The sequence below is a fragment of the Pseudoalteromonas piscicida genome, from assembly GCF_000238315.3.
Lineage (GTDB): Bacteria > Pseudomonadota > Gammaproteobacteria > Enterobacterales > Alteromonadaceae > Pseudoalteromonas > Pseudoalteromonas piscicida.
Map to the genome: position 1 here is coordinate 333,256 of NZ_CP011925.1, position 19,866 is coordinate 353,121.

General features: G+C 43.4%; 21 protein-coding genes. 16 read left to right on the forward strand and 5 right to left on the reverse strand.

The window, feature by feature from the left end; genetic code table 11:
• Positions 1-369 precede the first annotated feature (369 nt).
• The 5 genes from PPIS_RS21000 (at position 370) to PPIS_RS21020 (ending at position 3,960) form a co-directional block, all read left to right on the forward strand.
• Positions 370-780, forward strand: a complete 411-nt coding sequence (locus PPIS_RS21000; RefSeq protein ID WP_010370086.1) for a nucleotide triphosphate diphosphatase NUDT15 — start codon at positions 370-372, stop codon at positions 778-780.
• Between the two features lie 20 nt (positions 781-800).
• Positions 801-1,241: a DUF2214 family protein gene (locus PPIS_RS21005; RefSeq protein ID WP_010370082.1), complete on the forward strand. Its 441-nt coding sequence runs from the start codon at positions 801-803 to the stop codon at positions 1,239-1,241.
• Positions 1,238-1,654 carry a VOC family protein gene (locus tag PPIS_RS21010; RefSeq protein WP_010370080.1) on the forward strand — a complete coding sequence of 139 codons (417 nt, stop codon included), beginning with the start codon at positions 1,238-1,240 and terminating at the stop codon, positions 1,652-1,654. The genes PPIS_RS21005 and PPIS_RS21010 overlap by 4 nt, the downstream gene beginning before the upstream one ends.
• Positions 1,651-2,310, forward strand: coding sequence for a YoaK family protein (locus PPIS_RS21015; RefSeq protein ID WP_010370079.1), 660 nt, complete (start codon positions 1,651-1,653; stop codon positions 2,308-2,310). Before PPIS_RS21010 ends, PPIS_RS21015 begins: the two co-directional genes overlap by 4 nt.
• A gap of 519 nt (positions 2,311-2,829) precedes the next feature.
• Positions 2,830-3,960 (forward strand): MFS transporter, encoded by a 1,131-nt coding sequence (locus tag PPIS_RS21020; RefSeq protein WP_010370075.1) that lies wholly within the window; start codon positions 2,830-2,832, stop codon positions 3,958-3,960.
• Between the two features lie 107 nt (positions 3,961-4,067).
• On the opposite strand, the gene PPIS_RS21025 is transcribed toward PPIS_RS21020, so the two are convergent.
• The 3 genes from PPIS_RS21025 to PPIS_RS21035 are packed head-to-tail and all read right to left on the reverse strand — an operon-like array spanning position 4,068 to position 6,848.
• Positions 4,068-4,874 carry a heme ABC transporter ATP-binding protein gene (locus PPIS_RS21025; protein WP_010370073.1) on the reverse strand — a complete coding sequence of 269 codons (807 nt, stop codon included), beginning with the start codon at positions 4,872-4,874 and terminating at the stop codon, positions 4,068-4,070.
• Between the two features lies 1 nt (position 4,875).
• A complete protein-coding gene (locus PPIS_RS21030) occupies positions 4,876-5,931 on the reverse strand; it encodes a FecCD family ABC transporter permease (protein ID WP_010370070.1) in 1,056 nt (351 codons plus the stop codon).
• Positions 5,931-6,848: a heme/hemin ABC transporter substrate-binding protein gene (locus tag PPIS_RS21035; protein ID WP_010370067.1), complete on the reverse strand. Its 918-nt coding sequence runs from the start codon at positions 6,846-6,848 to the stop codon at positions 5,931-5,933. Before PPIS_RS21035 ends, PPIS_RS21030 begins: the two co-directional genes overlap by 1 nt.
• 63 nt (positions 6,849-6,911) lie before the next feature.
• Here PPIS_RS21035 and PPIS_RS21040 point away from each other — a divergent pair, with 63 nt between their 5' ends.
• The 10 genes from PPIS_RS21040 to PPIS_RS21085 all read left to right on the forward strand — a co-directional run bounded on the left by PPIS_RS21040 (position 6,912) and on the right by PPIS_RS21085 (position 17,125).
• Positions 6,912-7,652: an energy transducer TonB gene (locus PPIS_RS21040; protein WP_010370064.1), complete on the forward strand. Its 741-nt coding sequence runs from the start codon at positions 6,912-6,914 to the stop codon at positions 7,650-7,652.
• Positions 7,653-7,666: 14 nt separating this feature from the next.
• Positions 7,667-8,170 (forward strand): MotA/TolQ/ExbB proton channel family protein, encoded by a 504-nt coding sequence (locus tag PPIS_RS21045; RefSeq protein WP_010370061.1) that lies wholly within the window; start codon positions 7,667-7,669, stop codon positions 8,168-8,170.
• On the forward strand, positions 8,163-8,570 hold the full coding sequence (locus PPIS_RS21050) for a biopolymer transporter ExbD (protein ID WP_010370058.1): 408 nt from the start codon (positions 8,163-8,165) through the stop codon (positions 8,568-8,570). The genes PPIS_RS21045 and PPIS_RS21050 overlap by 8 nt, the downstream gene beginning before the upstream one ends.
• A 164-nt stretch (positions 8,571-8,734) precedes the next feature.
• Positions 8,735-10,852, forward strand: a complete 2,118-nt coding sequence (locus PPIS_RS21055; RefSeq protein WP_010370056.1) for a TonB-dependent receptor domain-containing protein — start codon at positions 8,735-8,737, stop codon at positions 10,850-10,852.
• A 9-nt stretch (positions 10,853-10,861) separates the two neighbouring features.
• Entirely contained in the window at positions 10,862-11,929 is a 1,068-nt protein-coding gene (locus PPIS_RS21060) for a hemin-degrading factor (protein ID WP_010370053.1), read from the forward strand.
• Between the two features lie 77 nt (positions 11,930-12,006).
• Complete coding sequence (locus tag PPIS_RS21065; RefSeq protein WP_010370051.1) at positions 12,007-12,468, forward strand: NUDIX hydrolase; 462 nt, start codon at positions 12,007-12,009, stop codon at positions 12,466-12,468.
• Between the two features lie 237 nt (positions 12,469-12,705).
• The gene (locus PPIS_RS21070; protein WP_019647302.1) at positions 12,706-12,978 is read left to right on the forward strand and encodes a helix-turn-helix domain-containing protein; all 273 of its coding nucleotides are present in this window, start codon (positions 12,706-12,708) and stop codon (positions 12,976-12,978) included.
• A gap of 24 nt (positions 12,979-13,002) precedes the next feature.
• The gene (locus tag PPIS_RS21075) at positions 13,003-13,233 is read left to right on the forward strand and encodes a HipA domain-containing protein (protein WP_477742889.1); all 231 of its coding nucleotides are present in this window, start codon (positions 13,003-13,005) and stop codon (positions 13,231-13,233) included.
• Positions 13,234-13,731: 498 nt separating this feature from the next.
• Positions 13,732-15,843 carry a TonB-dependent siderophore receptor gene (locus PPIS_RS21080; protein WP_010370043.1) on the forward strand — a complete coding sequence of 704 codons (2,112 nt, stop codon included), beginning with the start codon at positions 13,732-13,734 and terminating at the stop codon, positions 15,841-15,843.
• 115 nt (positions 15,844-15,958) lie between these two features.
• Entirely contained in the window at positions 15,959-17,125 is a 1,167-nt protein-coding gene (locus PPIS_RS21085; RefSeq protein WP_010370040.1) for an acetyltransferase domain-containing protein, read from the forward strand.
• A gap of 221 nt (positions 17,126-17,346) precedes the next feature.
• Here PPIS_RS21085 and PPIS_RS21090 read toward each other — a convergent pair whose 3' ends face one another.
• On the reverse strand, positions 17,347-17,838 hold the full coding sequence (locus tag PPIS_RS21090) for a hypothetical protein (protein WP_010370037.1): 492 nt from the start codon (positions 17,836-17,838) through the stop codon (positions 17,347-17,349).
• Positions 17,839-18,178: 340 nt separating this feature from the next.
• Entirely contained in the window at positions 18,179-18,895 is a 717-nt protein-coding gene (locus tag PPIS_RS21095; protein WP_010370035.1) for a type 1 glutamine amidotransferase, read from the reverse strand.
• Positions 18,896-18,993: 98 nt separating this feature from the next.
• Here PPIS_RS21095 and PPIS_RS21100 point away from each other — a divergent pair, with 98 nt between their 5' ends.
• Positions 18,994-19,785: a helix-turn-helix transcriptional regulator gene (locus PPIS_RS21100; RefSeq protein ID WP_010370032.1), complete on the forward strand. Its 792-nt coding sequence runs from the start codon at positions 18,994-18,996 to the stop codon at positions 19,783-19,785.
• The last annotated feature ends 81 nt before the right edge of the window (positions 19,786-19,866 follow it).

Below are 19,866 nucleotides of genomic sequence, written 5' to 3' on the forward strand. Positions count from 1 at the left end.
ACTAAGGTACTAGAAGCTAAACTTGCTGAGCTAGAGGTGTTTAAATCACCCTGAATAATAAGTTTAGCGAGACAATATTTGCAGTAACAACTAGGGCCTGTTGATCTTTGCTGTTTGATTTTTGTTCTTCTGAGTGTGTTTTGGTCGCGACGCTCGACTTGCCGCCTAGTAATCTAGGCAAAAGTTGAGCAACAATGAACAGAGCGCACTCAGGTGAACCCAAAGGGCAGCGCTTGATTAGCATTTCTACTGTGTTCTCGCCTGACTCACATAGAATAACTATGCTACGCAGGCTCTGCCTTGTACAAATACCAATCAAACTGCTGCAAAAACAAACTTGAAAGGTAAACAGGCCCTAAAGGAAAAATGATGGATCAAGTTGTACGCGTCGGGGTTGGCGTGGTCATAATGCACGATAATAAAATTTTGCTTGGTGAGCGCATCGGTGCTCATGGCGCACATACTTGGGCAACGCCGGGTGGCCATTTAGAGTATGGAGAGGACATTGAGGCATGCGCAATAAGAGAGGTGCATGAAGAAACGGGGCTAGATGTTGTAAACGTTGAAAAGCTGGGTTTTACTAATGATTATTTTTCCGATGAGCAGAAACATTATGTCACTCTGTTTGTCATGGCAAGGTGCGATACTCATAATGCAGAAGTTAAAGAGCCAAATAAATGCAAACAATGGCAGTGGTTTTCGCTTGATAAATTGCCGCAGCCTCTGTTTTTACCTTTGGTGAACTTTTTAGAAGAAAACAACACACTTTATCAGAACTAAAATAACAATTGGGGCATAGCATGGAAGAGATAGTCGTTAGATATATTCACTTTATCGGTATTTTATTTTTGGCATCAACGCTCGCGATTGAAAACATACTACTCTCCAAATCAATGAGTAGTCAGAGCATTAAGCGATTAGCAGTAATTGATGGTTTGTATGGTGTCAGTGCGCTTGTAACCCTTGGCGCAGGGTTAACGCTATGGTTTGCAGTTGGCAAGCCCAGTGAGTTCTACACTAAAAATCCGATTTTCCATGCCAAAGTCGGACTATTTTTGTTAATCGCTTTACTATCTATCATTCCGACTGTGTTTTTATTGAAGCACCGTAAGACAACAGCAGCTAATTTGTCTGTGCCCCAGCGCATCATCGTCATTAAAAGGCTAGAAATGCTGTTACTTTTAGTTTTACCGTTACTTGCTGCGCTTATGGCAAGAGGCTATGGGTTGCCCTCATCATGAAACAAAATATTGTCAATATTGCGCTCGTCGTCAAAGACTACGATGAGGCCATCGACTTCTACGTCAATAAACTAGGTTTTGAATTAATAGAAGACACCTATCAACCTGAGCAAGATAAACGCTGGGTGGTGGTGGCACCGCCTAATTCTCATGGTACGGCGTTACTACTTGCAAGAGCTTCTACACCAGAGCAGCAGAAGTTTATTGGCGATCAAGCTGGTGGGCGGGTATTTTTATTTTTAAATACAGATGATTTCTGGCGTGATTATGAGCGCATGAAGTCTATTGGTATTCAGTTTATTCGCGAGCCACAAGAGCAAGATTATGGCACGGTTGCTGTATTTGAAGATCTCTATGGCAACCGCTGGGACTTATTGCAATTAAACCCTGATCATCCCATGGCAAAGAGATGATCTCTAAGTTACCAAAATGGGTTGAGATAGGCGCTTTTATATTGGCGCTCGTCGCAGGATTTGTGAATGCAATCGGCCTACTTAGCTTCGAGCACCAATCCGTTTCTCACTTATCCGGCACTGCGACTATGCTCGGAACCAGTTTTTTAGGTGACAATCTTAAAGAAACCCTGCACTTATTTGGTGTGTTACTCGCGTTCTTGCTTGGTTCTGTACTTGCGGGGTTTTTGCTGCATGGCACTGCGTTAAGGCTTGGCAAACATTACGATACCGCGTTGGTGATCGAAGCTATGTTGCTTACCGTGTCTCTCGTATTACTGATGCAAGGCTCATTTTATGGTCACTTTTTTGCCTCTGCAGCTTGTGGACTACAAAACGCATTAGCCACCACGTACAGTGGAGCTGTGGTGAGGACAACCCATGTAACAGGAATATTCACCGACTTAGGACTAATGATTGGGGCGCTATGTAGAGGCGAGCCACTGGATACCAGAAAAGCAAAACTCTTTGTGTTGATAATCTCAGGGTTTGTGTCAGGTGGCCTGTTGGGCGCTTGGCTTTATAACAAGTTTTACTTTCAGGCGCTGTGGTTGCCCATAACCATTTGTTTGCTAATTGCTGGTGTTTACCGTTTTGCGCTTAGGGATAAGGGGTAGCACACCGCTGCGTTGATGTATCTTAGTTTGGATTATTGACTACTTAATCGACATCGTATAAATTGGCGCGCGATTTTAATTTGGATCTTTCCACGATGTTTTACATCCTATTTAAGAATTTTGTTAGAAGGCTTTGCTCCGCGCATTAACACGATGAAGTGTTGCTCGGAGCTTACTTTCTAAATCTTCATCAGAGACATTGGCGACTACCTGAATAAAGGTGGGCGGCGGCAGTGTATCTGATGATTGGAAAGACGAAGCCGGCGATGATACTTCATCGCCGGCTTTTTTGTGCCCGAAATTCAGTGGCACACGTTTTCGAATTTTTTTGAAACGGGAGGTCGGTATCACAGTCGATCTCCCGTTTTTATGGATGTAATTTAATGAACTTGATTTTAAAAGGCCTGATAATGTCAGGCAGTAACCTAAACAAAGACCAACTTAATATTGGCTTTACTTCTTTTGCTTTGCTGAACACTTGCAAGGTAAACGTTTGCTGCGCAAAAAAGGGGTAATGAGATGTTATTGACTTTATTACTCGCCTTTATTGCATTTTTAGTTGGCGCCGATGAGCTGATGCTTGGGCCTATTCTTGAACCTATTGGACTCGAATTAGGTGTAAAGCCTGAGCGAGTTACACTGTTTATTACCACTTACAGCGTTGCCCTAGCGATTGTGGCTCCGCTATTTGGGGCGCTCTCGGATAAAGTAGGACGTCGCGTTATTATCTTGCCTGCAATCGTGGTTTTTGGTGGTGCCTCTATCGCGACAGGGCTTGTCACTTCATTTGAGTGGGGGTCGGTTGCTCGTATGATCACAGGTATTGCCAGTGCTGGCATGCTACCGATCGCATTTGCCATCGCGGCAAGCTCTGGTGGAGATGCGCTAAAGCGGATCGGTTGGGTGCAAGCAGGCTTAACTCTTGGCATGATCTCAAGTCCTGCGTTTGGCGCATTTTTAACGCATTTAATGTCGTGGCGAGCGGCTTTTGTTGCACTCGGGATCGCCACTTGGGTTGTGGCGTTATTACTTACTGTAAACCGCCGTGCGATCCCAAATGACAAAGCTGTAGAAGGCACCAAAATGTCTGACAGGCTATGGCAAATCCCCGGGGTTGTTGGCGCGTTACTTACCATGTGTATTGGTTTAGGTGGTGGTATTGGTTTATTCAATTTGGTTGGGCAGCATTTACGAGATACACAAGCACTGTCAGTGTGGTTTATTGGTGTACTGTATGCCTTATTAGGCTTAGTGAGTGTTGCTGGAAACCTGATGATGCCAAAACTCGCAACCCACTTTGAAAGTGGGCGGCAGGTTATGCGTGCGTCATTGGTCGTTTGCCTCATCGCTAGTAGCGGTCTTTATTGGTATCAAGGTATCTCTCTTATACCGTTATACTTTTTGATGACACTTTGGGCATTGGCTGGCGGCATTGGTGCTCCGGCATTACAGGCATATATTTCAGAGCTCTCGCCTGCACATCGCGGTGTGCTCATCTCACTGGCTATGAGCATGATGCACATTGGTGTAGCGATTTGGTCTGCCGTCGCAGGTTTTGCTTACAGCCTTGGTGTAGCTGCGATGGCGCTGCTTGCTATTATTTTGTTTAGTCTTGCCATTTTGTGTTTGCGCCCCGTAAAAGGCGCATGAATTTAGGAGGTAACTAGCAACTTGCTTAATGTTAGCTTCAAAGTTGGGAGCTGAGTTAAGCGAGCTGATTAAACAGGCTGGTGTATGCTAGCCTGTTTAAGTGCAGGTTATTTTTCTGCCGAAAGTCCAAATGCCTTTGCAACCCCCAGGGTTGGTAAAAACATATCTGAAAGCGTGATCTCTGCATCAATCCCATAGGTACTCATTAATTGTGCGTTACTGAGTACTTCCTCTGGGGAACCGGTGGCAACCAACTCGCCCTGTTGTAGCAGATATACCTTATCGGCAAAGCTTGCAGCGAGGGCCAAGTCATGTACCACTGCGACCACGCCCGCTCCCTGTTTAGCTATTTGCTGAGCCAGCTTCATGACTTGATACTGATGATATAAATCTAGGCTTGCGGTAGGCTCGTCAATCATCAGGTAGCAGGGGTTGTTCGCATCTAAGGTGGGTAGCAGCTGGCAAAGTACTCGCGCAAACTGAACCCTTTGCTTTTCTCCCCCTGATAGCTGAGTAAAGCAGCGCTTTGCTAAATGCTCGACTGATAAAGTTTGCATCGCTTGCTGTGAATACTCACGAAGCGAGTACGGTGTACAATTGTGCTGATGTACATAGTGCGACATATCCACTATCTCTTGCACGCTAAATGGGAACTCACAATCATATTGCTGCGTGAGTACGGCGCGGATATGAGAGAGTGCCAAGGCACTTAAGTCTTGCACTCGTTGTTGATGATAGGTGACATCGCCCTGTGTTAGTGAGGTATCGCCGCACAGAGCTTTGAGTAGGGTAGACTTGCCAGCACCGTTGGGGCCAAGAACAACGGCAAACTCCTCCGGGTTGATTGAAAAATCAATGTCTTTGAGCAACAATTTTTGCCCCACTTGGACACTGATGTTATGCGCTTCTAACATACTAAAGCTCCTCTATACGATACATTTTCACCAGCATGATCAGGAAAAAAGGGCCACCTAAAGCGCTGGTGATAAGGCCTATCGGTAATTCTGATGGGAGAATGAGTGTGCGCGCGAGTAAGTCCGCCAAACACAGTAAAATTGCCCCACCCAACATCGAAGCTGGTAATAAATAGCGGTGATCTGGGCCGATTAATAAGCGCACTATGTGAGGAACAATAAAGCCAACGAAACCAATAATACCAGTTAGCGCAACCGCCGCACCGGTGCACAATGCCGTATAAACAAATACCTTCTTTTTTAAACCTACGACATCGACCCCGAGGTGTCTAGCTTGTTGCTCGCCAAGTAAATAGAGGTTGAGCGGTTGAGCTAAGCGGCTAAAACCAAAGCAGCAAGCCAACATTAAACACAGCGATGGTATGATAGTTGTGAAACTATTGCCTGCAAGTGATCCCATGCTCCAAAAGGTTAGGTCGCGTAACTGTTGATCTGAGCTGATCAATGTCAGTATTCCGATGACTGCACCAACAATGGCGTTTACTGCTATGCCTGCTAACAACAAACTGACAATTGTGAAACGATTACCTTGGCTGGATAAACGGTAGATTAAACTACACACACCAAGACAGCCCAGAAAAGCACCGATTGGCACGGCGTAAATTCCATAATAATCAGCAAATCCACTGAGTAACGTAGAGCCTAGTACGATGGTACTAATTGCACCAAGTGCGGCACCACTAGAGATCCCAATTAACCCTGGATCTGCCAGCGGGTTTCTAAAGACTGCTTGCATTGCTGCGCCGCATGCACCAAGTCCGGCACCCACCACAATTGCGAGCACCAATCTTGGTAATCTAATTTGCCAGATCACCGCATGCTCTAAGTTACTCGATTGACCTGTAAAGAGAATATCCATCAGACGACTGTAGCTAATGCTCACTCCGCCGCTGCTAAGGCCAATAAAACTCACCACGATACAGCCAATAATCAGTCCCAACAACATCCATTTTCTGGCCACTTCAGCGGGAATTAAAGATTGCTCGAGTGCTAGCATTATAGAGACTCATTTTCTGATGCAGACTGGGCTGCTCTAAATCGATAACCCATAGGCAGTGTGGCGTCTGGGTGGAGTAAGGTAGCGAGCTCAACTACGGCTTGTGGCGTGCGTGGGCCCATACCAAGTAAGTACGTTCCATCGATAAGTATAACTCGGTTGTTTTTAACGGCGTTTGAGAACTTAAAGTGGGGGACTTGGCTTAAATCCATCGCTTTTTGCTCGCCATGGCGGCCCATACTAATGATGACATCAGGATCCATGGCGATGGCCGCTTCGGTTGCGAGCGGCTTCCAACCGTCAAAATGCTGTGCTGCAACATTAACGCCGCCAGCTGCGTTGATAACCTCATCTGCAGAATTTCCAGCACCCGCAACAATTGGTTGGCCACTACGCAGGCTCAAAACAAATAATACTTTAGGTTTGTTGTTCACTTGTTTCAGGACATGAGTTAAGGCTTTTCTGTCGGCTTGAATATATTCGACTAGCGCTTGGCCTTTATCTTTAACTGCCAGTAATTCGGCGATTGTTGTTATTTTTTCTTCGACACCAGCAAGATCATCGTTATCACTGAAAATATAGGTGGGGAGTCCGGTCTCCTGAAGTTGTTTTAATACCTTGTCAGGGCCGGTGTCGGCCTCGCCGAGTAACAAGTCTGGATTCAAGGAAAGGATCCCTTCAACGTTGATTTTTCTTACGTAACCGATTTGTGGTTTATCGGTCGCAGCAACAGGGAAGACGCTAGTACTGTCTACGCCAACAATACGATTTTCCTCGCCAAGTGCATAAATAATCTCTGTGATAGAGCCACCAGAAACCACGATATTTTTGGCACCTTGATTAGCATAGGTAGGTTGAAGAACAGAAGTGAGTAGTAGCAAACTAGAAGTTAGCAGTGTCGTAATTTGAGCTTTCATTACAAATCCAAACTTGTTAGTATTTATTGCGAATAATAACAGTTATCATTTGCTTTTATCAATATGAAATTAATTATCTGCATCACAGTCTCCGCTCTGCTGCATGGCTTGTGGTGGTTATTTCCTGCAAGCTCAGCACTGGTGTGGCACTCAGGCGTTGCTGCAAATGAAGTGAGTAAAGTCACCAAACCACTCATGATTTCGTTTGCGGCGCAACCTTCCCAAGAGCCGCCTCAAAAAGTGGAAGCAGAGCAAGCGCCATCTGATTTTAATGGCACTACGCACCTACTTAAAAAACCACAGAAGCAAGAGCAGAAAGCCAAGCCTGTACCCAAACCCAAGCAACAGGCCAATGAACAGCCACAACCTAAAAAGCTTAACAAAGCCATAGAGACTGAGAATAAAAAAACTATCGAAGCGGCAGCGCCTACCTCAACACGAGAAAATACGTCGCGGCAAGAGGTGGCGCAAATGGCCTCAGCTAGGCATCTCAGTGAAGCAAATAGTACCGATGACTCTCCTGTTAAATTAGATGCTTTACCTTTATTCAAAGCACCAAGACCTGCGCTTAGCTACCCACTGCGTGCCAAGCGAAGAGGACTTGAAGGCGTGACAATTTTTGAAATTGAGCTGGATCAAAAAGGTGAAATCGTGAATTTAACTTTGGTTAAAAGTAGCGGTCATCAATCTTTGGACGTGGCTGCTCGCAAGAACGTTGAGCAATGGCAGTTTCATCCAGTTATCCAAAACGGTAATGCTGTAAAAGCCTTATTTACCGTACCCATTAAATTTTCCCTTTCTTAGAGAGTAATACTACGATGCAGTCTTGGTTTTCCCAACTTGGCCCAATGCAATGGCCATTTTTATGTTTGTCGGTTATTGCGCTTGCGGTGATCATTGAGCGGCTTTGGGTGCTTAGCCGCGCTTGGTTTACCGTTCATGAAATCAAGCGTAAACCCCATTTTTTTCGTAGCAAAGCAGTTGGCGCTTTGCGGTTACAAGGGTATGTTTTTGAGTGGCGTAAGCGGTTAGTGATCTTAAGCATTATCGGCACGCTAAGCCCATTAATGGGACTCTTTGGCACCGTCTGGGGGTTGGTCTTGATGTTTAAAACCATTGCCGAAACTCAGCAAGCGGTGACGCCCGCGTTATTAGCGGATGGATTATGGGAAGCCATGTACTCAACCATGGCGGGACTGGCGATAGCCATGCCATGTTTACTTATTTATGGTGTTTTGCAAGCGATGGTTGAGCGGTTTCAAAGCGAGCTTGTGCTTTATATGAATACCCAATTTACCTTGGTGGAGGCGGATAATGCTTGAGCTGCCGGCACCCAAGCCACAGCACCTAGGCGCTGATTTAACCGCGTTACTTGATGTACTTTTTATCGTCCTTGTATTTTTGCTGCTCAGTGTGGCCGTAAAACTCAACGTCTTGGAGGTCAACTTACCAACAGCGGGAAAAAATGGCGAGGTTGTGCTGGAAAAAACACCTAAGGTTGTAAGTGTCATGTTCAATCATGGTCAAATAGCCTATGCCTTAGACGAGCAGCCGTTTAGCGCGGAAAACACGCTGATACAAGCGCTTGGCCATTTAGACAAGTCAGAGGTGATTTATATCGCCGTGGATAAACAAGTACCCAGTGAAGCACTGGTATCACTTTTTGCACAGCTTAGTACGCTCAATATTCAAGTAGCAAATTTAATTGTTAAAGGCGAATAAAAACAATTACCATTTAGATTTATGTGTGTTATATTGCGCCACGACAATCGCATTTCATCTTGGGGAGCCTGTCTACTAAAGGCCGGCTCTATGTTAGAACACTAGGGAAGATCAGGGGCAAAGTTGAAGTGCGTGTAAAAAATAACGACACTCGGAGTATTCTTATGCGTTTATCTAAATTAACTCTTTTTATCGCGCTTGCCACTTCTGCCACCTGGGTACAAGCCGCATCTTCTTCAAATAACGATGGCTCTCAGTCGACAGTGGTAAAAACAGACTTAGATGCAGTGACTGTAACGGCAACGCGTACAGCAAAAACCGCATTGCAATCATCACAAGCGGTGAATGTTATTTCGTCGGAGCAAATAGAGCGCAAATTAGATAGCAGTGTATTTGAGACTTTAGATACCATTCCCAATGTTTCTGCCAGTGGTGGGCCAAGAGCGGCTGGGCATAAGTTCAATATTCGTGGCTTTAGCGACGCGGAAGACGTGATGGTGACGATTGATGGTATGCTGCAAACATTTGAAAAATATCGCATGGGTAGCCTGTTCACTGATCCTGAATTATATCGCTCAATAAGCATTAAACGAGGCACGAGCACTGTGCTTCATGGCGGTGGTGCGCTCGGCGGTGTTGTTCAGTTTGAGCTAAAAGACGCCGCTGATTTTTTACAGGATGGTGAAGTCGCTGGTGCTAAAATTAAACTTGGTTATGACAGCAACAACGCTCAAAAGAATGCCTCAGTGATCGCGTTTGCAAGGCCGAATGATTCGCTTGACCTACTTGCTGGTGTTGTAAAGCGCGATAGCGATGATTGGGAGTTGTCTAACGATGAAACTTTGGATAACTCGGCAATTGAAAACAGCTCTGTTCTGTTAAAAGGGGAATACTTCTTAAGTGATGATGCCATTGTGGGGGCAAGTTACACCGAGACCACAGATAACCAGCGAACCGAGTTTAATACAACAGATCCGGGCGCATGGGGGACGGTGTACCGTGAGGTAGAGCAGTCCGTTACTAATCTGAGTTATGAACTAAACCCTGCAAATAATCCCTACCTGAACCTCAGCGCTAAGGCCGGTTATACCAGCAGTCAAGTGGCTGAATCTGATGGTGTCGGCATGCTTGAGGACTACATCGGTATTGAATCAAACTATGAATACAACATCACCACTCTGGATGTAATGAATACCAGCGTATTGGACTCACATACTTTGACCTATGGTGTGCAATATACCGACAAAGAGCGTATTGGTGAAAAGACAGCATTACCATGCTTAAAACTTAACTACGAGACCTATGCTTGTGAGCAATACGGTCCGACTCCAACCACCGCTGAGATGACATCCCAACCGGGTGGTACGCAAAAGCGCTCCGGTGTGTATATCCAAGATGAATTTACTTGGCAGCAACTTACTGTGATCGCAGGGCTTCGCTATGAACGTTATAGCACCTCACCAACAGCTAAATTTCAACAGGCGTTTGCAGCATTAGATAGTAAAGTGACACACAGTGATTGGGCGGGTGCTTTGAGTGTAAATTACCAACTGACACCACAGTGGGCTGTGTTTGCAAACCGCCAAGAAGGTTTCCGTGCGCCACTCATTGACGAGTTATACGATCAATACGGTGGCAGACAGCCAGGATTAGCGTTAGACGTAGAATATAGCAACAACACCGAAGTTGGCGTGACCTATCAGGCAAATAACATACTCACTGACAATGACACATTAACTGCGCGTTTTATCTACTTTGATATCTCGGTAGACGATGAAATCACGTCGGTCACCAGTAATGTGACCAACCCCGTACCTGCACCACGTTATGCGAATCGCGCTAGCAATGATAGAGATGGCATTGAGCTGGAAGTAAACTTTGCAACACCACGCTTTTACAGCAACTTTTCTTACAGTGACATAGACGGCAAAGATCAAGACAACAAGCCTTTATGGTATTTGCCTGCAGACAAAATGGCTTTAGATTTAGGTGCCTCGTTATTTGATCAAGCCGTTCAAGTTGGTACGCAAATAGTCAGGCGTGGCGATCGTGATGTGCAGGTGATGGACAGTGCAACAAGGCAATACTCAACGCAAACACAAAAAAGCTACACCCTGACTGATTTATATGCGAGTTGGGATATTAATGCTGCCTTTAATCTAAGAGTTGCTGTCGATAATGTTTTTAACAAAGAATACAAACTGATGGCTGGTACCGGTGGTGGAATAGGCGATTACGGTTTTGGCCGCAACATTAAAACCCAGATCAGCTGGCGTTTTTAAGGAGAGATCATGAAGCAATTAATTCAAGACTATAAAACCTTGTTAGCGGGTGAGCCAAGGACACGGCCCGTTGATGCTGCAATGCAACTGGGCGTGAGTGAGGCCGAATTATTGAATGCCCAACTTGAAGAAGCGGTGACTGCCACAGTAACGCGCTTAGATGAAACGCAGCTTGCCGATATCCTCAAGAGCCTGAAAAAGCTCGGTAAAGTGATGGCGTTGACGCGTAACGGCAGCGTGGTCAATGAAATTAAAGGATTATACGAAAAGCTCTATGTTTCAGACAATAATGGCAAACTAAGTGGTATAGCAATCAATCCCGGTGGTATCGACTTACGGCTATTTTTGTATCGTTGGCAAAGCGTATTTTTAGTTGAAACCGAAAGTCATACGAGCTTGCAGTTTTTTGATGAAAATGGCCGTGCGGTACATAAGGTTTACACCACGACTGAGTCGGACTTTAATGAACTGGTGAATATTAAAGCGCGCTATCAACTAACATCACAGCGCTCTTTTAGCGTTAAGCCATTTGAACTTGTGGAGCCTGTAATTACCTCGCCGAGCGCTGAGCAACTAGATAACTTTAGGAGTCAGTGGAGTGAGCTTGAAGATGTCCATCATTTTCCAAAGCTTTTAGAGACATACAACTTTGAACGCTTGCAGGCCCTTGAGCTCGTCGGCTCACCATGGAGCTTTGAGCTACAGAGCTTTGACCTTGCTGATATTTTTCAACAAGCAAAAACGTTTAAGCAAGAGATCATGGTATTCGTTGGCAACCCAGGTGCGGTACAGATCTTCTCTGGAAAGGTTGAAAACCTCAAGCAAGTTGGCCCTTGGTTTAACGTCTTAGATCCTGAGTTTAACCTACATATAAAAGCAGACGATTTGACCCGCGCGTTCGTGGTCAGAAAACCCACGGATAACGGCAATACGGTGGTCACCTCTATTGAGTTTTTTGATGCCAATCGCGAAACGGTATTAACGCTATTTGGCCGCCGCATTGAAGGCAAAAAGCAAACTAGCGAGTGGCAAGCCCTCTGTGAGCGATTGATCCATAAAGGACAAGCTGCAGCGTAATAAGTTTACCGTGTTAGTAGCAAAGCCCTGCTCACAGGGCTTTTTTATTTTTACTCGCTAGGTACTAGAAAGACATAATGAAAGAAAGACAATGTGCAAGACTAATTATCGTCAATGAAAAGCAAGAGTTATTGCTATTTCAGTATCAGGATGAACATCACCATGAAGCATTCTGGGCAACGCCTGGTGGCGAATTACAAGGCAATGAGACTTACCTAGATGCCGCTGCTAGAGAGCTCTATGAAGAAACAGGGTTGGAGCAAGAAATAGGCCCCGTAGTGAAAGAGCGTGAAGCTATTTATGCAGTTGCTCGCTCCATCCCTGCGGTTTGGCAAGAGAAGTACTATCTTATTCGATGCTCAAGTAACGACGAGGTCTTTGCGGCACGTTGGACTGAAGAAGAAAAAGATACAATTCAACAATGGCAGTGGTGGAGCCTTAACGCAATGACGCAGGTAAATCCAGCGCAATTTAAGCCTGAGTGGTTGCCACAATTGCTTCGAGAGCTAACCGATAAAAAACCTGAAAAACTATCTTAACTTGCTTTTTTAAAATGTTTTAACCAAGAGGTGGGTTAAAGTATTTGTACTGTTTAAGTCATTACGTGAATAGGTTTTAACGCGAACAAATAACGGTGGAGGTCACTGTTAACTTATGTTAATGCTCTAGAGTTCAATCGCCTTTTTCTCAATAGTTGGCACATTGGGAAACATGCCTCACTACCTCTTTTTCTATATCCGAAGGATGTCAGTCTTGCTTTAATTTCTGCTATCATAATGGCAAAAAAATCATCTTATGATATGCAGATGGAACTCAAAGAGTTTATCAAATCCGCTCGGAAAAAAGATAAACTCAGTGTTCAGAAGATGGCCGATCTCTCTGGTGTGCCTTATGCTACGATCCGAAAGTTTGAGTCATCTGGTAACATCTCATTGCGGCAGTTTCTTATGCTTTATGAGACTGTCGGTGACTTGAAAAAAGTGAAAGAGCTGACAAAGTTATCTGAGCCTGAATATAAAGCTATAGAGGATGTGCTTCGACATGCTTAAATCAGCCTAGTTAAAGCTACGCGTATCATGTGCAGTGTTACTGAGTCTCAAAAGCTTATTAAGCGCTACATTTGTAATTACCTAACGGTTAACCAAGATGATCACAGTAAGAACTTTAGCTTTCTTGCCAGTGACACCGATAACTGGACACTATCACCTTTCTACGACATTGTTTATAGCCCCAGCCCTTACAAAGAGCATATGACGGCATTTGGCGGGAATGGCCGAACGCCAAAGCGCGCGCTAGACCAGTAAGCTGCTCAGTCTGGGTTATCTTCAAAGAAAGCGATTATGGTGATGGTTGAAGAAATCTTCGAAATAACTCGCTCGTTTCGCAATCAAGCCAAAAATTTAGGTTTGTCACATACCCTGATCAAGGAGATTGATAAGGATATAGTCGAAAAGTTTACTATTTTGACAGGGTAATGTGGCCCGAGAAAACTGTAATTTTTTAACCTATCCGACTAAATTAACGTATAAAGTTCATGTGTACTGGAGAATAAATACTCAGAACGAGTATGAATGTGCAAAACTGCTAGGCACTTATAGCGTTAATATCCCTCGTTAATCACACCGCTCAGAGCTAATTCAGATAAATACAGCTCAGCTTCAGAAGCAAACAATCTCAAACAAGAGAGAGCTTTCGACCAAATACACAAAAAAAGCGTCGATTGACAATTTATCAAATAACAATAATACGATGCAGTATGTTATATTGTATCAAATTTTGAATTCCAGAAAATAGAGATACCAGTGAACAAAAAATTACTACTCTCCCTCATTTTGGTGGCTAATGGCACTACTGCGCAAGAATCAGCTTCAAATCATAGCCCAAGCCGGGAAATCGAACGTATAGAGATTAAACAGTTTCGGCAGCCCTATCGTGGTAATGTACCTTTAGTTCAAACGCCTCAAGCAGTCGATACCATTAGCTCAGAACTGCTTGAAAGCGAAAGTATTACTCGCTTTATGGAAGCGTTAGAACTCACACCGAGTGTTGTTAGGCAAAATAACTCTGGAGGCATGTTTGATAGCTTTGCTATCCGTGGTTTCTCGGGTGATGAAAATAATCCATCAGGTTATCTTGTCAATGGTTTTAATTCTCGAGGCTACAACGGCAATAGAAGTACAGCCAATATCGAAAGCATTGAAGTCATGAAAGGTCCAGGCTCTGCGTTATATGGGCAAGGGGAGCCCGGTGGCACTATCAATATCATTACCAAAAAGCCTCAGTTCGAAGAGCAAGGTTATATTCAAGCAACGTTTGGTAATTACAGTAAAAAACAGTTTGAATTTGATTACACAAACTCAGCTACCAAAGAAACTGCTTATCGACTAAATGGCGCATATGAAAACTCAGACACACACAGGGATCATATTTCAATCAAAAGCTTGCACTTATCGCCGTCAATACTGTGGAATATTTCTGATGACACGAGTCTGAGCTATGAAATGGAAGTACTCAATCAGAAAAAGCCGTTGGATAGAGGTGTGTATATTCTAAATAATAACTTTGATGACGTTAACACGGACGCTTTTTACGGTGATATTCGTGATGGTGCGCACCAAGTTGAAGCCCTAGGTCATCAGTTAGTGTTAAACCATAGGTTAAGCGATGATTGGCACATACTCACTGGATTTGCTTATCGAGACTCTTCATTTGAAGGTGTATCTTCAGATACCGAATTATCAGATGGTCGACAGTTGATATACACAGACGCGAGCCTACTTTCTCGTCAAAGACGTGCTCGAGACTACCAAGCTTTGGATGTTTCTGCGCGTATTGAGCTCAGTGGTGAAATTGAATTTGGCAGTGTAAAGCACAACATTCTAGTGGGCGTTGATCACTATAATTTTGACATTGATACTGACTATAAAGTATGGCGTACGGCATGGGGGTCGGGCGATACCACCTATAGCATTAACCCAAATAACCCAGACTACACGCAAACACAACCAGAACCTGTATTAAAAACGTTGACCGAAGAAAGCCAAAAAGGTCTAGGTATTTATGCTCAAAACTTGATCGAACTGACTGAAAAATCGAAAGTATTAGTGGGTGTCCGTGTTGATAAATTTGAGCAAGACATTCTAAACCTTCGTAGTGATGAAGCGCAAAGCCAAGAGCAAACCGAGTTTACGCCACGCTTGGGTTTTATTTATAACGCGAATGACAAAGTTAATCTGTACACAAGTTACGCAGAAGGGTTTAGGCCAAATCCAGGTTTAGATTCTAATCGTAATGCGTTTGAACCAGAGGAAACTAAATCCTTTGAAATCGGCGCTAAATGGCAAGGTATTGCGGATCGTTTCTCGGGTAGCATTGCACTTTTTGATGCGCAAAAAACCAATATGCTTACCGCTGAACCTGACACCGGCTTATCGGCAACCTTGGGCGAAGTAGAAAGCCAAGGTATTGAATTTCAATTAACGACTGAGTTAACAGACGAGACTGTACTCGCGCTTGCTTATACTTATACCGACGCAAAAACCGCAAATGATGTGATTAATGCGGACTGGGGCGTGCCTATCCCCAAAGGCTCACGTTTGATCAATATTGCAGATCATATTGGTCATGTTTCACTAAAGCATTACACCACTTTTTTAGGAAAAGAATCTTATCTTGGAGCAACTGTGAATTATGTGGGTGAGCGTCTGGGCGAAACAACAGACGCAAACTTCATTTTGCCATCCTATACGCTAGTTAATTTATCGGCATCGGTCGAATTAAATGACAAGGTAAGTGTGAAACTAGACATCAACAACCTGTTTGATAAGACCTATTTTGAAAACTCCTATCACAAACTATGGACCATGCCGGGATCACCTACAACATACAGCGCAAGTGTGAAGTATCAGTTTTGATCCCTAATGCGAGCGTAAAGTCTTAGCCTATTCTAAGACATCTGCTTGTCGAGAGTAACAGTCTGAGTCATTTTACTTGGACTGTTTTTTCGTTTTTAACACGAGAAAGAGTGTAATGAATAATCTGCAAAATAGTAAAACACGGTTGTCTTCTATCGATATACTGCGTGGCATCGTGATGTTATTTATGTTGGTTGACCATGTGAGAGAGCGGTTTTTCTTGCATGTACCAGTTCTTGATCCAATGGACATTCATACCACGAGTCCAGATCTGTATTTTACCCGCTTAAGTGCCCATTTTTGTGCGCCTATTTTTGTCTTTTTGACAGGTTTATCGGCTTGGTTGTATGAAAACCCTGCAAACGGCTCGAAGCGGTCGGCCCTGCCATTTCTTTTAAAGCGTGGCCTATTTTTAATTTTACTTGAAATGACACTGGTTAATTTTTCTTGGTTTGGTGCGTATCAAACACTGTACTTACAAGTTATTTGGGCGATTGGCGTTAGTATGGTGATATTGGCACTGATGGTCGCTTTACCCCGCAGTGTGATAGCAATATTGGGTGTAAGTATTGTGGCTGGTCATAATTTATTGTCGCCCATCGAGTTTGCACCGAATGAAATAGGTTATACCGTTTGGACGATTCTGCATGATCGAGGTTATTTAGTCGCAGATGCTGTAGTTAACGTAAAAGCGTCTTATCCGGTTTTACCTTGGATTGGCGTTATCTTGTGCGGCTATGCGGTAGCGCCTTTATTTTCAGGCTCAGTGTCATCGCAAGCACGTAAAACCATTTTATTGCAAAGTGGGACAGCTCTGTTAGCGGGTTTAGTGATTTTAAGAGGATTAAATCTGTACGGAGAAACGCTTGATTGGTCTCAACAGGCAACAACACTTCTCACCACAATGGACTTTTTTAACTTTACTAAATACCCGCCGTCTCTCGATTTTATTTTACTTACCTTGGGAGTTGGTGCATTCGTATTAGCGTTTTTAGAGACTAATGCGCTCAGAGTATTAGATCCGGTTCGAGTATTAGGGTCAGCACCGATGTTTTTCTACATTACGCACCTATACGCGCTACTTGCGCTTAGTATATTGGCACAATGGCTATTTGGTGCGAATCAGCACTATGGTAGCAGTCAAACTGCATATTTTGGCTTTTATCATGTTTGGCAGATATGGCTACTCGCAATGTTTTTAAGCGTGCTTTTATACCCATTATGTAAATGGTTTGCAGGTTATAAACGGAAAACATCAGCGCGATGGGTAAAGTATTTTTAAATATCAAAAGCCATTTAAGTTGTTGTTTTTAAAATAAACGAAGCGGATAGTAGGCAGAGCTAATAAGCGAATAGCGGACACCCATCATAATATAGATGCGAATTGTGATGGGTGTCTTAGCCTCTTCTTACATTCCCAAACATTTTTAGAGTTTATGCCTTCACTTTTGGTTAAGGAGTAAGGACGCGTAAGGACGGGTGTCACGGTTAAACATGACGTTGTTATACAACTTTTAACTCATGAGTCCAATCTTTCCATGAAATCGACTTGCCCGGTAATGCTATTTTTGAGAAAGGCCACACTGATTGAAGCCAATTTAAGACAGTCTGATAAAGTATTTTTTCTAACACAATACTATCATCTCGAATCCACAAGTAGACTTCGCAGTCATAATTTAGTGATCGGCTTGGATCTATATAAACAGAGCCTAGGCATTTTTCCTTTGAATTGTTAAATATGGAATATGCAAAAGCATCCCTTGATTCAAATTCTTGTTTATGAATTTTTAAGCTTTCTATATTTTCCTCTAGGGTCATATTAACTTTAAGCCACTCAGTTTCAGGGCCAAATATTCCTTGTAGCCTTTTTTGACTGGACATTACTGCTTCAAAGTCTAACTCAGCAACTTCTTCTTCAAGAACTCTGAAGTGAAAATTTTCACTATCAAAAAACGTCGGAGGCTTGAACGATTTAGGAATAAATGGATTGGGCATACTCTGGGCTATCCGTAGTTGTATAACAGTTTAGTACTTATGCGACATGCAGTTTGTGTTGCATAATCGCTTGTTGGACTGAGCCATCACCTGCTTGGTGTGTCAGAGCTGGTGTCGTTTATACTATGGCTTACTTAGAAAAAATAGGCTTTTTGGAGGCTTTAGCGCTCCTAGCTAGTTTGAATAGCTAATCTATTATTAATTAAGCTTTCCCTGCATTGCTCAGCGCTTATTATTTATTCATTACACCTAAATTTGCCTTAATAAGCAATTATATTTTTTAGACGTACAGAGGCCGCTAGCCTGAGCAATTAGGCAGGTTAAATAATATGATTAACGCTCAGGACTGTGATTTATAAAAGCTTTCTAACTTATCTAAAAAGTCGTGCAGTTTTTGGTTCATTTCGTCATAGTTAAGACTCAGTAAAACCTCTGGATCATCTACAAATCGATACTGTAAAGCGTCACTGAGGTCGTCATTTTCAATCAGTAATGCGACGATATCTTTGGTAAATTCCATATGGCACTGAAAACCGTATACTAGGTCTCTGTAGGCGACAATTTGCCTTGGGCACCCCGCGCTATATGCAATCACTTGTGAGCCATTGGTGAGCCCTGGCATATCATTATGCCAATGGCCGACATCCAACACTTTTCCAAAATGACTAAATAGTGGGTGTGTCATCCCAGCTTCCGTCAAGGTTATCGGGTATTTTCCTATTTCACGTTCAGGGCTAGGTTGAAATGCTGCACCTAACGCTTCACCGATTAGTTGCGACCCAAGGCATATACCAAGCACAACTTTTCCGGCGGTAATCGAGTTCAAGATGACTTCTTGCTCACCTGTTGCATCGAAGTGCGGGCATTGCTCAATAGTTGTTGACGGATCTTGAGGTCCTCCCATTACAATCAAAAAATCTAAGCCTTCGATATTTTTTGGGAGAGATTCGCCTTGATAAACTCGCGAATAGGTAACGATATGACCGCGTTTATTTGCCCAAGATTCATAGGCACCGGGCGCTTCAAAATGTTCATGAACGATAAAGTGAATATGCATCTTTGTGCCTTTTAATTAACGATAGGCTGTAGATGGTATATTAAATTTGGATGGCGTAATTTATACTAACAGACGTTTAATGTTGATAAGTCGCCAAGATGCAAGCTAATGACCTCATCAAAGGTTCTCCTAATAAACAAATCATAACTAAAACGACGAATATGGCTTCTGGCTATGTTGATGACTTTCACTCACATTTGTGGCATCAAATTGTGTTTCCTTTGCAGGGGCTGCTGCAATCGAGTATCGGCGATAAAAGCGGGATCGTACCTCACAATGGCATGCTCTTCATACCCGCAAATACAGTGCATAAATCCATAGCGATTACAGACACACAGTTTTTGGCGATTTACCTTAATCCCGACAAATATGTTCAGTATGGAGACCAACCAAAATCCTGTCTGGTAACGCCATTTATTAAAGCGTTAATACTGCTTCTATTTGAAAACGAGACGCTCACTCAAGCAGAGTCCAATATCACACATTTGCTAACTGTATTGCGAGATCAAATTGAGATCGCAAACCGTTATGAAATACCCTTGCTCATACCTACCGATAAACGCCTTTTATCCATTTTCTTACAGCTTAAAGAGCAACCGGATTTACCATTTACGTTAAAGGAATGGGCAACAAAAGTGGGCGCTTCTGAGCGTACTTTGTCGCGATTGTGCTCGAGGGAGTTTTCTCAATCATTTTCACGGTGGAGACAAAATGTGAGGTTAGTTTTATCTTTGCAATTGTTAGAGTCGCAAAAGAGCATACAGGAAATTGCTATCGAGTTGGGGTACGCTTCTGACTCTGCGTTTGTTCAAGCGTTTAAGAAATTGTTCAATCAAACACCGAGAAAATACCGAATTGCCAACTTACAGCACGACGTAAATTTATTTTGAGCAACTTCTGCTTGCTCGTGACTTGCACTAGAGACGAAAGTATCTTATCGCGAATGCTTTTAAGTTCTTCTCGCTTTATGT